Source organism: Phragmitibacter flavus (assembly GCF_005780165.1).
GTDB classification, from domain to species: domain Bacteria; phylum Verrucomicrobiota; class Verrucomicrobiia; order Verrucomicrobiales; family Verrucomicrobiaceae; genus Phragmitibacter; species Phragmitibacter flavus.
Genome location: NZ_VAUV01000002.1, coordinates 142,380 through 157,433 on the forward strand (window position 1 = coordinate 142,380; position 15,054 = coordinate 157,433).

Genomic DNA, 15,054 nt, shown 5'->3' on the forward strand with positions numbered 1-15,054 from the left:
TCGGCCCTGGAATTGCTTTGTTTGGGTGCGCCAGCATGGCGTTACGCAAACTTTACTTCGGTCTTGGCCTCTTCGTTTTTATCATTCTGGCCTCCACCTTCGGCTACTGGCTGGCGGGTTGGCCATGGCTGGATGCCCTCTACATGGTGGTTATCACGGTTTTTGGGGTCGGATTTGGTGAGGTGCGACCCATTGATACCGTCGGGCTTAGGGTATTTACCATGCTGGTCATCGTGGCGGATTCCACGGCCGTTGTTTACATCATTGGCAGCATTGTCCGCATCATCACGGAGGGTGAAATCAGGCGCAGCCTTGGCATGATCAAAATGAAACGCAGCATCGAAGAGTTACAATCGCACGCCATCCTTTGCGGTTATGGGCGCATTGGTCAAATTCTCGCGAAGGAGCTCGCGGCGAGCAAACATCCGTTTGTGGTTGTGGACATTGATGCGGAGCGGCTGGCAGCTGCGGAAGCGCTTGGCTATCTGACCTTGCGTGGCAGCGCGATGGAGGAAGAATGCCTCATCAGCGCGGGGATCGAGCGGGCCAAGGTGCTGGCCACGGTGTTGCCTCAAGATACGCTGAATGTCTTCATCACACTGACCGCCCGCAATCTCAATCGGTCCATTCGGATCATGGCAAGAGGGGAACAACCTTCGACAGAGAAGAAGCTGCGCCAGGCGGGGGCGGACGAAGTGGTGTTGCCTTCGTCGATCGGTGCGCATCGGTTTGCCAACAGTATCATCCGACCGTCGGTGATGCAGTTTCTTGGTGATCCCAAAGGTCTTGTGGGGCAGGAGTTGAAATACCTCGGGTTGGAAGTCGATGAGCTGTCCATTCAGCACGATGCGAGTTTCGAGGGAATGAAAATCCGGGACATTCAACAAAAGACCAAAAACTCTTTTTTGGTAGTGGCGCTGAAGTGTGCCGACGGCAGGATCATGCGTGATCATTTTGCCGATCACCACATGGTCGAGGGAGATGCGATGATCGTTTTAGGACGATCCGCCGATATGAACACCTCGTTGAGCAAAGCGAGTGGCGTCGAACGCAACGAACTGCTCTGAGAGCCGTTCGCCCGCTGGGTCGAGTGTTATTTGTTATGCAACAACCTGATAGCCTGTCGCTTCCCGCTTCCTGCAGAGCCATGAGGCGCGCCGAACACCCGGTTGGGTGAGAATTTCGCTTGCCGAACTCAACACAACAGGGCTTCAGAAGGTTGTAGTGCGCGGACGGAACCTCGGCATGAGCTTTCGGTAGATTGGGCGTCCGACCGGAAATTCCGTTCATCCCACTTCTCAACCGGACAGAATGTCCGGCACACGCACCGACTGAAAGTCCGTGTTACTTCCCACCCAAACTCAAATGGTCTACAACCTCCTCGTCAACCGCAGCGAGTCGCCACCGGGATACATTCAACTTCATTCGAGTTGAGCGCCCGGATGTAACACAGGTTTTTAACCTGTGCGTGCAACGGACATTCTGTCCGTCTCCGATTCCCGCAACCCAAACCGAATGCCCGGCACACGCACCGACGGAAAGTCAGTTCCGACCATGCCGAACTCGGCAACACGCACCAGCCGTTTATGCCCCGCATTGCGGTTGATGCCGAACTCCTCGCAGAGTTCCTTGATGGTGAAATGACCGCTGTGGGCTTGACTGACAAATCGTTGTTGTTCCGTAGGAGACACGTTTTTCTAGGGCATTCGCCCAGTTTATCGTGTAACCGTTGTTCCCTGCCAATGTGTTACCGATGTGTCGGTTCATACCCCCAGCTACGAATACCCAACACCGACCGAAACGAAAACAGTTAAAATCAGATTGACATTTGGTATCAATTGATACCATATTAGGTCGTGAGCAATTTTGCATTTCTTTTAATTTCAAACCATGGCACAACAGGAAATCCCGCAAGCTTGGCGAAAATCTGTTTGCGCGGTCCTGAAGTCGGGCCGCACCGGCTGCGAAATTCTATGGACCAAGGACGCTGTGACTCGGTATGGTGGGGATTTTCTGTCTGTGTTTCAGAATGATCTTTATCCAGTTCTTATTCAACATTTCAAGGACTCCCAGAATCTTACAGGCTGTTCAGTGACGATGGACAAGCCGTCTGGCATTACATACGAGTTTTATTTCCACTTTAAGACAAAGAAGACATACGGGAAGGTGTTGCTTCACACTGATCGTAAAAAAATCACGATCTTCTCTGCGCATCTTCCACTCAAACCAAAGCTGTCCTGCGATTGAAGGACTTTACAAGACATGAAGACGAAATACGAAGATTTTGATGTGCTGATTCCAAATTTTGAAGGAACGGACATCGCCGAACGCATAAAAGTAATAATCCCTCTTCGGTTTGACGAGGAAACTGGGGATTGGGTTCTGACCGAAGAGGCACATGAAATTATCGAAAGCACTAAGGCACGTCACATGGGGCTTTTATTGCCTGAGCAATTTAAGTTGTTGCGCAAACGATTGAATCTCAGCCAAAAAGAAATGGGGGAGCTCTTCCAAGTAGGGGAGAAGAGCTGGACGCGTTGGGAGTCAGGCAACCAACGACCCAGTAGGGTAATTAGCCTTCTTATAAAAGGTGTTTTTGAGGGGGCCATTCCAGTCAACTACCTACTAAAACAGGCGGGCAAACAGCCAATATCAGATTGTGGATTTGAATCTAATCGATGGTGGGAAATACTCTCTTCTATGGACTCAGAGTCGAATGCAAACTGGCCGTTTATACGAGATAGATCTGATACAGCTATTCTCGGAATTGGGCTCCAAGAAAACTCAAGAAATGCTTCTTGTAATGCCATACACGGTTTCACTAAATGGGTTCCAAAATTAGAAATGATTTTGTGTTACAGCAATGAACAAAAAAATTATACTGCTGAAGTGTCATGAATCTCTCCCCTCTGCAATTGATTCGCTATTTGGTGCCGGAGATTAGCTGCGTCGCTAACGAACATTACGATGTGGAGCGCTCTTCGGACCTCAACGACAATACGTTCAAGGTCGAATCTCAAATTTACCCTTTGGAATCTAAAGAGCCGAAAAAATATACAGCCTGGAGTGTAGAGTTGGATTTATGCCAGCTTCCTGACGAGAGTGCTAACATTCCATATCAATTCAAAGTAAAAATTGTTGGATTATTCCGATGCAGTAAGAAAAAAGCAGATCTTACTCCGGAGGTTTTCGTCCGCACAAACGGAAGTTCGATCTTATACGGTATTGCGCGTGAAACACTGCGTAGCATCACCTCCGTAGGTCCATGGGGTGACATGCTTTTACCAACCATTTCATTTTACAAGGAACCAGCCGCAGATAAGCCACTGATTCCCAAAAAATCTAGGGAACGGAAAGAGAAAAAATAGCATTTCTCTATATCATAATGGAAACACATTTCAGCTGTAATACAGGACTCGATTGCCCGAATCCAATTCTTTGATGTTAGGAAAAACTAAGGGGTTTTCGGATTTCAAATGCGACATGAAAAAACCACCCATATTCTATCTGATCGAGAGTGTAAAGATCACCATTTGGATCGCAATAATCGCGAAAGTTTTTTTCGTTGATTTTGACGAATTGATTGTTTCGCATTGGTTTCCACAGGGTAGATGGTTTTTGGACCACGGATTCTTGTTTAGTCTCTTCATGTTTGCGTTGGCGCTCATATTTATGGGAGGCAAAAAAATTGCCTATTTCGTATCATCGATATTGTTGTATCCTTTTTTGTTGGCATGGCGCTTAACAAAGAGATTTGCGATTCATTGGCCCATTCTGTTTGCAATAATTCCGGCGCTTCATGAGCTGTCTGGGAGAATTAAGGCCGTATTTATTTCTTACGTATTTTTTCTTTTCTCCATTCTGGTAATCTTTACTAGCGATTGGAGACCATCAATAGTAATTTCGCTATGTTATTTGGCTGTTTTTTTGACGCTTCATTACGCAAGTGCGATCAAGCGAGCCTATGCAGCAAATGTTTTCAGAGGGATGGCCAAATTTGCGGGAAAGATTAGAATGGCGATCGCCGACGGGATTCTAGAAAAGCGGCCCCGAACCAAAAATTTTGCTGAAATAGAAGCGCTAAATCAAGTAGATAATAAAGCAACAATCGCTCAGGTAGAACATCGCTGGACATACTACTTAACTGATAATCTCATTAATTATATCGAGAGTAAGTTCACGGATTTCACGCATTCAAGAAAGTTTGAGCTGATGTTGATGGTCTCTCTAGTTTATACGTTTCTCCTAACGACTGTGACATTTGCGCTGATATATAGTGCAATATTTATGCTTAATGCACAGGCATTTTCCATTGGGAGTAATACTTCATTTTGGAGTTTTCTAGGCTTAAGCTTGAGCCGTATGACCGCGTCTGGTTTATCCGAGCTTGTAGCACATTCAAACCTGGCAATCGCCGCTTCTCATTTCCAGTCGGTCTTCCAGATGGGCATGATAGTGCTATTCGTTTTCATATTATTGACATCCAAAAGAGAGAGATTCTATCAAGGAGCTCTCGAGTTTAAAGAGGAGTTGACTAAAATTGCGAAAGCAATTGAAGAAAGGGTATTTTTTGTAACCGATCAAACACTCGAAGCAGTTGAATTGGATTTGAGTTCTTCTAATGGAAGCGTTGTGAATTTCATTCGTAAACTGAGGGGTAAACCTGAGATGGTGTTAGTCGGATCTACCGACTCAGGGACAATCGTTACGCCTTCCGATAGTCCATCTTCTGCCAATCAAATTGACATTGGCGTTCTTTCCGAAAGGAAAGGCTTTGTCTACCCACCTGGCCGGGAACCAATTGAATCAAATTTAGTAGATGTCAGGGACTTCAATAAGGGCCAAAAAGTTCGCGATCCGGTATCACTCAAAATATTTATCGTGCCATAACTTCATTCGTGACGATGTGGCGCTCAGTGGTAAGCGTCACCGGTAGCCCCATTTGAACATGCTAGCATCTAAACGTCGTAGGAACTATTCTGCGATCTAGGCGTCACGCCAAGCTCTGTTGGTTGTTCGTTGACATGATGGCCTCAGTTTCACGCCGCCAGCGCGTCGGGATTGCGCATGCCGGTTTGAATGGCGGGGAGGATTTCTTCCAGGGTGTTGGCGACGACGAAATCGCCGGGTTGGGACATGGTTCCGAGGAGTTCGATGAGGGGGTCCCAGAAGCGCAGGCCGTTGGAGCTGGCGCGGTTGAAGATGACGACGGGTTTGCCGAGCATCAGCGGGTTTTTCTGATGTTTGAAGATCATCAGGGCAAGAAGCTCCTGCACAGTGCCGGCACCGCCGGGGAAGATGACAAAGGCGTTGGAGTTTTCGATCATGACCTCCATCCGGGTGTAGATGTCGGGACGCAGCCAGAAGCTGGAGAGTCCATCGGGCAGGCCTTCGAGTTCGATGATGTGGGGAACGTTGGAGCCGCCGGTCCAGCCGCCTGCTTCGACGGAGCCTTTGACCACGGCACCCATGATGCCGGATTTGCCGGCTCCGGAGACACAACCGATTTTGTTCTCGGCAAGAAGGCGTCCCAGAGCTTCGCCATCGGCAAGATACAAGGGATCTTCCAGGGTGGCGGAACAGAAGACGCAGGCGTTGCCGATGTAGTCGTCGGGGATCGGAGTTTCAAAGGTGCCGGCCTGACTTTCGCCGATTTTGTGTCGGCCGACGTCGGGGATGCCTTGGGATTTGACGATCTCCAGGGTTTCCAAAACGGCTTCCGGTGATTCCACGGTGAGCAGGAAGTCGCGGTAGTCTTGTTTGATGGTTCCCATCTTGCGAAGGTGGGCAAGGACGGCGAACAAGGGGTCCCAGGAAAAGTCGCCGTTGAGGATGACGGTGGGTTTGCCGCTCAGGTTGCGGTCGAGCGTCTGAAAACCCACAAAGATGGAGATCGCCTTAAACATGTCCTCCAGTGTGGCGCCTGGAGTGAACACAAAGGCGTCGGATTCGATGATTTTTCGTTCGATGTTCGACAGCGTGATGCGCTGGTCGCCGTTGGAATTGTAGATGTCCCATCCACCTGCAAACAGGAGATAGAGGAGGCGGGCACGTGATGCGCGACCTGGGTCTTCGGCACCGAGAACAGTTCCTGACAGTCTTACTTTGGACATAATGTTCCTTTCAGATACGCTTCCCAAGCATCGACCGTGCCGAAATGCGGAGGAGGATTGATGTAGGGGCATTGGGTGAGGCATCGAGCAAATCGAGGTGAGAAGATTCTTAAGTTGAAATGCGTTCAAGAGAACACTACTAATTAATGGTGGATCACCGCATTCTGTTCATTGATTTCAACTCGTATTTTGCCTCGGTGGAGCAGCAGATGCGGCCGGAATTGCGTGGTCGGCCGGTGGCGGTGGTGCCGGTGATCACCGATTCGACCTGTGCGATTGCGGCGAGTTATGAGGCGAAGGCGTTTGGAGTGAAGACGGGGACGCGGATCGGGGATGCGAAGAAGATGTGTCCGGGGTTGGTGTGTGTGCTGGCGCAGCATGACGCTTATGTGCATTTTCACGGGAAACTGAAGAAGGAGATCGACCGGCACATTCCCATTTTGCGGGTGGAGTCGATTGATGAGATGTCCTGCGAGCTGTATGGCCGCTTTCACGAGGAATCGGCGGCAGTGGAACTTGCCCAAGCCATCAAGGCGGGTATCGCGGAAAATGTGGGGGTGTGTTTGACGAGTTCGATTGGGATTTCGACGAACCGGTTTCTGGCGAAGGTGGCCAGTGACATGGTGAAACCCAACGGCATCACGGTGTTGCATCCGAGTCAGATGCCGGATCGCTTGAATGGGCTGAAACTGCGGGACCTGCCGGGCATCGGACGCAACATGGAGACGCGTCTTTATGCCAAGGGGATCACGACGATCTGGCAGCTCTGGCATTGTGCGCCGAAACAGGCGGGCGGCTTGTGGGGCAGCGTTGAGGGCGAGCGTTTCTGGCATGCCTTGCACGGCAGGGAAGTGGAGCGTGCGGAGACGGTGCGTCGGATGATCACGCACAGTCATGTGCTGGGTCCGGTGGATCGTCCGTTGGCGAGGGCGGAGAATGTGGGTCGGCGTTTGTTGTTGAAGGCGGCCAGTCGCATGCGGAAGTTGAACATGAAGGCAACGCATCTGGACATCAGCGTGCGTGTTGAGCGTGGGGAGAGATTGGAGGGGAGTGTCCGGTTCTCGCCCGTGTGTGACAGCTTTGCGTTGTTGAAGATTTTTGGGGAATTGTGGGCGAAGGTGGTGCGGGATCGGCCTGCGCATTTGAAGAAGGTTAGCCTGGCTTTGCATGGGTTGGTCCCGGTGGAGGCGGCGGAGCAGTTGAGCTTGTTTCCGGCGGAGAACGGGGTGGATGCCAGAAGTCCGCAGCAGCGGGAGTTGCGGGAGCGGTTGTCGCAGGTGTTGGATAACGTGACTCAACGGTTTGGTCGTGATGCGTTGACGTTGGGTCTGACGGAGTCCGATGGCAGCAGTTTTACCGGGACGAAGATTGCGTTTAATCGGATCCCGGAGACGTCCGATTTTGAGCAATGGCAGGAGAAGGAGGCAAGGCGGGAGGCAACGGGTCCGCTTTGAAGCGCGATGGGGATGTGGAGTGCGGGGCTCTGCACCGCTTTTGGCTGGGGGGATGGGTGGGATGCGGAGTGGCGATGGGGAAGTTCTTGGTTCTTGGTTCTTGGTTCTTCGTCGATGAAAGTGGTGGAGTGATTGGGGACTTGTGATGCAGAGGGGGCGTGTGGAGAATATCCAAAGCGGTGCGAAGCCCGCAGTCCAGAGGTGAGTCCTCAGCCGGGTTGCACTGGCCAAGGTCATTCGGCAGGAGTTGCGTTGATGCGCGATATGGAGTGCGGTGCTATGCACCGCTTTTGGCTGGTTGGGCGGGTGGGTTGCGGAGTGGCGATGGGGAAGTTATTGGTTCTTGGTTCTTGGTTCTTCGTTGATGAAAGTGGTGGAGTGGTTGGGGACTTGTGATGCAGAGGGGGCGTGGGGCGAAATCCAAAGCGGTGCTAAGCCCCGCACTCCAAGATAGAACATGGCGTTTGCACGACTATAGAGCTCATGCGTTTCGTCTTCGTTTTGTTGATTGGTTTGGTGGCGGGGCCATGGGCATCGGCGTCGGCGAAAGAGCTGCGGGTTGCCAATCCGGCTGCGCTGGAGAAGGCGATTCGAGCGGCGGAGGCGGGTGACGTTATTAGTTTGAACGAAGGGGAATGGCGGGATGTGGAGATCGTTTTCACTGGGAAGGGAACGGAGGCGGCGCCGATCACCTTGAAGGCGGCAACACCCGGAAAAGCGGTATTAACCGGCGCCAGCACTTTGCGCATCGGCGGAGAACATCTGGTGGTGGAGGGTTTGCTATTTAAAGATCCCGACAATCGCGTGGGAGATTTGATTCTGTTCCGCAAAGACTCAAAATTGCTGGCCAACCATTGTCGGATGACGCAGTGCGCGGTCATCAATACCCAACCAGCGGAAGGGGCGGCGGATTGTCGTTGGGTTGGGATCTATGGGGCGGGCAATCGCGTCGACCATTGCAGCTTTCAAGGCAAGACGGGGAAGGGCACGACCTTGGTGGTCTGGCTGGGGAACGAAGGCGAAGGGGATGGGCGGCATCGCATCGACCACAACTACTTTGGTCCACGTGAAAAACTGGGCAAGAACGGTGGTGAAACCATTCGCATTGGCGACAGCAAAACCTCCATGCTCAGCGCCGAGTGCGTGGTCGAGCGCAACCTGTTTGAGAAATGCAATGGCGAGGTGGAATGCATCTCCAACAAATCTTGCGACAACGTTTATCGCGAGAACACCTTTCTGGAAGTGGGTGGCACGCTCACCCTGCGTCATGGCAATCGATGCACCGTGGAGAAAAATGTGTTTATCGGGAATCAGGCCAATGGCACTGGCGGTGTTCGGATCATTGGCGAGGATCATGTGGTGCGTGGCAACTACCTTGAAAATCTCACGGGCGATGATGCGCGTGCCGGTATCTGTTTCATGATGGGCATTCCCGAGTCGCCCGCGCATCGTTATTTCCAAGTCAAGCGCGCGCGGATTGAAGACAACGTTTTGGTGAACTGCAAACACTCGATTTTGATCGGGCTCAGTGATGACAAAAACGGGGTTTTGCCACCGGTGGAAACCCTCATCATTGGCAATCGGATTTCTGCCCCCGGGCAGGTCATCGTGGAAGCTCGATGCTCGCTTTCAGGGATCGAATGGAGAAAGAATCAGTTTGCCGGAAAGGAACTGGGGATACCTGCCACCGAAGGTATTGAAGGGGTGGAGCCTCAGATCGTGAGACTCGAACCTTTGAAGGCAACTGATGTCGGGGTGAGGTGGTGAGCTTCGGCGCTGCGTCATCGGAGCAGGACGCAGAGGCTTGAACTTTCCAGGCTGGCGCGAAGTTCCTTTATCTGGGAGGACGAGAGTTTGCGCAGTTCGGCGGGGACTTTTTTGCTTCCTTCGATGAAATGTTTCAGAGCGGTCAGGTAGATGGCAGGTTGTTCTTCGGCTTCGATTTCCAGAGTTTCTGGGAAGAAGGCATCGAGAAGGGCAATGCCGCTTTCGGTTTCGCCGCCCAGTTCCTCTGCCCAGCGCAAAACGGTATCGATAGGCGGAACATCGGAGAATCGTTGTTGAATCAGCGGTAGAAGGTCTTTTTTGGTGGGCACATTCATCAGCAGAGCGAGGAAAAAGCGGTGTTCTGGATCGGTGATGGAGCCGCGCATTTCCTTGATCACATCGCGCCTGACATACTCTTCCAAGGTGGCGGGGATTCCTGAGGCGAGGTCGCCATGTTTTTTTTGATAAGTCTCCAAAACCGCATCCCACGCGCCAAGTTGATGGAGGGGACCCATGCAGTTTTGCAGGATGAAAAATCCGCGCTCGAAGTCGAGTTCGTTGATCATTTCGATGACCACCTCCACGTAGTCGGGATCTTCAACCTGCGCCATGACATCAAGCAGTTGTTTGCGCCGCATGGTGAGCGAGTCGTCCAGCACCGGGTCCATCGCGACATGGGGGGGCAGGTAGTTGAACTGCGGTCCCGTGCCGGGATCGTGCTGCGTTCGCACCACGACGGTGATGGAAGGGGTGTCCAAATGAAAGAGGGAGTGAATGCAGCTGGAGCCTGAGATGATGGGCACGGTGCGGCCCGTTTCCAGCAGTTCGATGTTCTGCATGCGCACGTCGCCGACGCGGAAGTGCGGCGTAATGGACTGGGCGTTCTCGAACTTAAAATGGGCGTGGATGCTGGATCCTGACATCACATGAAATGCGCCGGAAAATTCGTGTTGATGGATGTCGGTGGTGCCATCGAGCCAGAACAGCAGCTGGATGTAGAACTTGGGATGATGATAAGCGACGAGTTCGGGTTGACCGAAGCCGGAATGCGTTTGTTGGGGTTGCTCGTCGTTCAGAAGAAACTCTCGCATGAACTCGCTGAGATCGACTGAGGTTGCCGGGGGATGATCCTCCAGCGCCTTCTGGGCGATGCCGGGGAAACTGGAGAGCGAAAAGTTCTCGCGTTTCCATTGCTCAAGCACCGTGCGGCCGAGATCCTTAAAAAAATCGTTCATAGGCACCCTTCCACCCTATCGAAGGCAGCGACAAGCAGCATTCATGTGCGACACCAAGTGAGCCCTTGTCATTCACCTTCCGGGGGTGTTTGGTGGTCCCATGAGCGAACCCTCCTGTCCGATGTGTGAAATGACCGAACTGTTGACTCTGGCCGACCACTATGAATGCGTCACCTGCGGTCATGAATGGCCGCTTGTGGCGGAGACCGACGCTGAAGTGCCTGCGGGTGATCGGGTCGTCAAAGATGCTTATGGCAATGTGCTGGCGGATGGCGATGTTGTTGCCATGATAAAAGACCTCCAGTTGAAGGGTTCTTCGCAGGTGCTTAAAATCGGCACGAAATCAAAAGGGATCAAGCTGGTCGATGGCGATCACGAAATCTCCTGCAGGATGGACGGATTGATGATTGGTTTGAAGGCGTGTTTCGTAAAAAAGGTGCTCAACTAGGATCTGCGTTCTGATCGTTATGGCTAAAACTCTTTGTCTGCTTTGCACATTGATTTTTGGGATGGTTGTTCACGTCCACGCACAATCGATTCCGAAGCCGTTCACCATGGTGGTGTTTGGTGACTCCATCACCGCAGGTGGCGCGTTGCCAGCGGACCAACGTGGGCAGCTTTGGGTGAAATTGGTGGAAGCGGCATCGGCTGGTGATTTGAAATTGATCAACGAAGGCAAGGGAGGACGTCCGACGAATTCGTTGAAGGAGTTTGAGGAGGTGTTACAGCGACACCCCAGGCCTGACGCCCTGGTGATTGCGTTGGGCATGAATGATTCGAGAGACATCACTGATGCTTGTGTGCCCAAAGCCGCGACTCACATCAGCAGTATGATCGAGAAAGCCCGCCAGACCTACGGAGCAGAGTTTCCCATCATGCTGATCGGGCCGACCAATATCAACAAGACGGCGCTTGGTCCGACAAAGCCAATCGGAGATCAGCGCGAGGGCAAACTCAAGGAACTCGGTCAGGCGTTTGCTGATCTCGCCAACGAAACGGGCTGTGATTTCATGAGTTTGTTCGGTGTGGTGCCTGATTATGCCCTGTTGAAAGATGGGGTTCATCCGGATGGCGAAGGGAACGTGGCCATGGCGAAGGTGCTCGCTCCGGCTTTGCAAGCTTGGGCGGTGAAGATGAGTGGTGAGCCATGACATGACTTGACCGTTCGAATCGAACTGAACGACAGGGATATGTGGTTGGTTGCGTATGAGATGCATGCGCATGCGATACCTTCTGACGTTGGGAGTTTTTATTCATTGGGGATTGGTAAATCTGATGGCCGTGGAGCCCGTGGAACAGGGAGGGATCAAGGCGGGATTTGCGGAGCAGGACATCACGCCGTCGATTGGGATGGAGCAACCGGGAGGCTATGGGAAGTCGTTTCACAAGAGCTTTCATGATGCCTGCAAGGTGCGTGCAGCGGTGTTTGACGACGGAAAAAAGCGCGTGGCGTTGGTGGGGTTTGATGCATTGATCACGCCACGCACCCTGGCTTTGGAGGTGAGAAAGGAGATCGAGGAGAGGTGCGGCATTCCCGGTGATGCGGTGATGATCGGTGCTTCGCATTCCCATTCCTCCGGGCCAGTCGGAATGGTGTTGCCGGGGGAGTTGGATTTTGCATCAGAGTTGGTGCAGCGATTGGGATATGAGGAGTCTTCGATGGCGGATGCGGGGTATCTTTTGAAGGTGCGCAAGGCGATGGTGGACGCGGTGGTGATGGCTGATAAAACGAAGGTGCCGGCCACGCTCGGTTTTGGAAGTGGGCAGGAAGGGTCGGTATCGTTCAATCGGAGGTTGAGGATGAAAAACGGGCTGACCTTTAGTCATCCTGGACCGGGCAATCCGGACATTCTTGAATACGCGGGGCCGATTGATCCCGAGGTGGGAGTCATTGCCGCCTGGGATGAGAATGGGACTTTGCTGGGAACGGTGGTGAATTTTGCGTGTCATGCGACGGCGAGTCCGGGTGGGATCTCGGCGAACTGGATTTGTTATCTGGAGCAGACCATGCAGGGCGCGCTGGGATCGCGGGCACCGGTGGTGTTTTTGACAGGGGCGAGCGGAGATGTGACACAGGTGGACAACCTCAGCACGACACAACGTCCAGCCCCTGAGACGTGGTCGCGACTGGTGGGCGGAAGGGTGGGGGCGGAGGCGGTGAAGGTGATTCTGGGAATGACGCGGACGAGTGAGGTGAAGCTGGATGCGAAGCAGAAAATTTGGAACATCAAGAGGCGGGTGCCATCGGCCCAGCGGGTGTCGAAAGCGTTGGAGGTGGTGAGTCAGCCAAAGCCGTTGGGGGACACGACGGAGTGGATGTTTGCGAAAGAGATCGTCATGTTGGATGCATTAGTGAAACATCAGCCTCAGAGTGAGGTGGAGGTGCAGGCAATTCAGATTGGACCGGTGGGGTTGGCGAGCAATCCGGCGGAGTATTTTGTGGAGAACGGACTGCGGATCAAAAAGGAGGGAGGTTTTGCGCTGACATTTCCGGTTTCGTTGGCGAATGGATCAGCGGGGTATGTGCCGACGGAGAAAGCGTTTCAACCAGATGGGGGCGGTTATGAAACGCGGCTGACTTATTACAGCAACCTTGAGGTGACGGCGGGAACGCAGATGGCCGATGCAGGCATTGAGTTACTGAAAAGCATGCAACCCATGGCGCTGCCAGTGCCGCCGAAGGCTCCCTTGTTCAAACAACCGTGGCGATATGGCAATGTGCCGCCGGAGTTGGAGTGAAATCAAATCAGGCTGCCCGCGACTGAGATTGCGGGGCGGCGTGATGGATCTGCAGGATGTGATGATGCACCAGAGCGGCGACATCGGGAGCCAGATAAGGTTTGGGGAGGATGTCGCAGAAGCCGAGTTGCAGGTAGTGTTCGCGAGTCTCTTCAACAAGGCCACCACTGGAGGCGATGACTTTGGCGGAGGTGTTGAGGCTGCGGATGCCACGCATGGATTCTTCACCGCTGAGTCCGCCTTTGAGGGTGAGGTCCATGATGACGAGATCAATCTCCTGTCCCTGACGCATGAGGTTGCGGTAGAGGTCGACCGCTTCGCTGCCGCCGGGGGCTTCGTAGACCCGATAACCACATTGCTTCAGCACGGTGACGATGACCTGGCGCAGGCGATCTTCATCGTCGACGACCAGCACGGAACCGGTGCCGCGGATCAGTTCGTTTTTTTCCTGAATGGTTTCGACTGGCGCAAGCAGCGGATTGCTGGCGGGAAGCCAGAAATGGACTTCGGTCCCGATGCCGCTCATGGACGAGATGTGCATCTTGCCGCCGTGCTCTTCAATGACGCGTCGGCAGGTGGTGAGTCCGATGCCGTTGCCTTGAGCCTTGGTGGTAAAAGGTTCGTGCATGACCCGGGTGAGCAGGTCGGGTGGCATGCCGCAGCCGCGATCACGCACCAGCACTTCGACATAAGGACCGGGTTGCAGCAGGCTGTGGCCTTGGGGGACCATGACGTTGCGGGCACCGACGTCCATCGAGCCGCTGTTGTTCATGGCCTGGATGCCGTTGATGACCAGATTTTGCACCACTTGAGCGAGACTGGATCGATCAGCCACGGTCCACCACAGGTCTTTGGGGACATGCATGTGGAGTTTGACGCCGCTGCCACTCTGGGCAATGCGCGTGGCTTCGCGCACAATCTGGGCGAGCTCAAGCGGTTCGCGGGTGGCGGGCACGTCCTTGGCCATGCGCAGGGTTTGGGTGGTGAATTCGCGGGCCTGCGCGGCGGCATCAAGGGCTTCCTGAACGTGGTGCGCGGCCTGCTCGTTGCCTTCGCCCCATTGGGAGACGGCCGACAGATTGGTCATGATGATGCCGAGCAGGTTGTTAAGGTCATGCAGCACGCCTTGCGACATGGTCGCGAGGTTGTCGTTGCGCATGCGCCGTGCGTCCTGGGCTTCGTTATTGGACGATGATTGAAGGGCTGCGGTCGCTGTCGGCTCTGGCTTGGCGGGAGTAACGGTGAGGGTGTAATTTTGCAGGCGACCGAAGTCGTTCTGCACGGCACGGATGCGCCAATGGCAGCGTTGGGTGCGCTGACCGTAGCAGGTGCGAAGATCGCCCACCCATTGACCGGCACCGCCCTGGCGGTCGGCTTGATGGAGGGCTTCGAGAAGGTCGGCGTATTCAGCATCGCCGGGGAGAAGGTCCTTCAACAAGGTGCCACGCATGCCTGATCGCGGATCGGCTCCGGAAAGCATCGCCATGCGGGAGTTGCTGAAGATGACCTTGGGGCCAACCACTTCATCGTGGGCAGGTTGAAGGATCATCACGCCTTCGGTCGATTGATCAAGGGCGGTGCGAAGGTAAAAACTGGCAAGATGGGCGGCCTTCAACGGATCAGCCTGGCCAGGCGTGGAAGCCTGTCGCGGGCGGGGGGGATCACAGGTGAGGGACGACACGGCAGCCATAAACTTCGCAATACTTAACTGTTAGCAGTTACGTATGTTTGGGCAATGGCTATTTT

General features: G+C 53.5%; 14 protein-coding genes. 10 read left to right on the forward strand and 4 right to left on the reverse strand.

Annotated elements, in window-relative coordinates; translation table 11 throughout:
• The first annotated feature begins 35 nt into the window (after window positions 1-35).
• Window positions 36-1,067 (forward strand): potassium channel family protein, encoded by a 1,032-nt coding sequence (locus FEM03_RS02590; RefSeq protein WP_138084619.1) that lies wholly within the window; start codon window positions 36-38, stop codon window positions 1,065-1,067.
• Window positions 1,068-1,457: 390 nt separating this feature from the next.
• Here FEM03_RS02590 and FEM03_RS02595 read toward each other — a convergent pair whose 3' ends face one another.
• A complete protein-coding gene (locus FEM03_RS02595; RefSeq protein WP_138084620.1) occupies window positions 1,458-1,691 on the reverse strand; it encodes a hypothetical protein in 234 nt (77 codons plus the stop codon).
• A gap of 199 nt (window positions 1,692-1,890) precedes the next feature.
• Here FEM03_RS02595 and FEM03_RS02600 point away from each other — a divergent pair, with 199 nt between their 5' ends.
• The 4 genes from FEM03_RS02600 to FEM03_RS02615 all read left to right on the forward strand — a co-directional run bounded on the left by FEM03_RS02600 (window position 1,891) and on the right by FEM03_RS02615 (window position 4,890).
• On the forward strand, window positions 1,891-2,247 hold the full coding sequence (locus FEM03_RS02600) for a hypothetical protein (RefSeq protein WP_138084621.1): 357 nt from the start codon (window positions 1,891-1,893) through the stop codon (window positions 2,245-2,247).
• Window positions 2,248-2,262: 15 nt separating this feature from the next.
• Window positions 2,263-2,898 (forward strand): helix-turn-helix domain-containing protein, encoded by a 636-nt coding sequence (locus FEM03_RS02605; RefSeq protein WP_138084622.1) that lies wholly within the window; start codon window positions 2,263-2,265, stop codon window positions 2,896-2,898.
• On the forward strand, window positions 2,895-3,368 hold the full coding sequence (locus FEM03_RS02610; RefSeq protein WP_138084623.1) for a hypothetical protein: 474 nt from the start codon (window positions 2,895-2,897) through the stop codon (window positions 3,366-3,368). The genes FEM03_RS02605 and FEM03_RS02610 overlap by 4 nt, the downstream gene beginning before the upstream one ends.
• A gap of 115 nt (window positions 3,369-3,483) precedes the next feature.
• Window positions 3,484-4,890 (forward strand): hypothetical protein, encoded by a 1,407-nt coding sequence (locus FEM03_RS02615; protein WP_138084624.1) that lies wholly within the window; start codon window positions 3,484-3,486, stop codon window positions 4,888-4,890.
• Between the two features lie 149 nt (window positions 4,891-5,039).
• On the opposite strand, the gene FEM03_RS02620 is transcribed toward FEM03_RS02615, so the two are convergent.
• Entirely contained in the window at window positions 5,040-6,113 is a 1,074-nt protein-coding gene (locus tag FEM03_RS02620) for an LOG family protein (RefSeq protein ID WP_166442566.1), read from the reverse strand.
• Between the two features lie 146 nt (window positions 6,114-6,259).
• Between FEM03_RS02620 and FEM03_RS02625 the strand changes: the two genes are divergently transcribed.
• Both FEM03_RS02625 and FEM03_RS02630 read left to right on the forward strand, forming a co-directional pair.
• Complete coding sequence (locus FEM03_RS02625) at window positions 6,260-7,567, forward strand: Y-family DNA polymerase (protein WP_138084626.1); 1,308 nt, start codon at window positions 6,260-6,262, stop codon at window positions 7,565-7,567.
• Between the two features lie 483 nt (window positions 7,568-8,050).
• Window positions 8,051-9,334, forward strand: a complete 1,284-nt coding sequence (locus tag FEM03_RS02630) for a polysaccharide lyase 6 family protein (RefSeq protein ID WP_138084627.1) — start codon at window positions 8,051-8,053, stop codon at window positions 9,332-9,334.
• A 14-nt stretch (window positions 9,335-9,348) separates the two neighbouring features.
• Here FEM03_RS02630 and FEM03_RS02635 read toward each other — a convergent pair whose 3' ends face one another.
• Window positions 9,349-10,569, reverse strand: coding sequence for a hypothetical protein (locus tag FEM03_RS02635; RefSeq protein WP_138084628.1), 1,221 nt, complete (start codon window positions 10,567-10,569; stop codon window positions 9,349-9,351).
• Window positions 10,570-10,669: 100 nt separating this feature from the next.
• Here FEM03_RS02635 and FEM03_RS02640 point away from each other — a divergent pair, with 100 nt between their 5' ends.
• From FEM03_RS02640 to FEM03_RS02650, 3 genes are all read left to right on the forward strand, one after another.
• Complete coding sequence (locus FEM03_RS02640; RefSeq protein ID WP_138084629.1) at window positions 10,670-11,017, forward strand: zinc ribbon domain-containing protein YjdM; 348 nt, start codon at window positions 10,670-10,672, stop codon at window positions 11,015-11,017.
• Between the two features lie 61 nt (window positions 11,018-11,078).
• Complete coding sequence (locus tag FEM03_RS02645; protein ID WP_138084843.1) at window positions 11,079-11,720, forward strand: SGNH/GDSL hydrolase family protein; 642 nt, start codon at window positions 11,079-11,081, stop codon at window positions 11,718-11,720.
• A gap of 70 nt (window positions 11,721-11,790) precedes the next feature.
• On the forward strand, window positions 11,791-13,308 hold the full coding sequence (locus FEM03_RS02650) for a hypothetical protein (RefSeq protein WP_206170819.1): 1,518 nt from the start codon (window positions 11,791-11,793) through the stop codon (window positions 13,306-13,308).
• Between the two features lie 7 nt (window positions 13,309-13,315).
• On the opposite strand, the gene FEM03_RS02655 is transcribed toward FEM03_RS02650, so the two are convergent.
• Window positions 13,316-14,998: a hybrid sensor histidine kinase/response regulator gene (locus tag FEM03_RS02655; protein ID WP_138084630.1), complete on the reverse strand. Its 1,683-nt coding sequence runs from the start codon at window positions 14,996-14,998 to the stop codon at window positions 13,316-13,318.
• Window positions 14,999-15,054 lie beyond the last annotated feature (56 nt).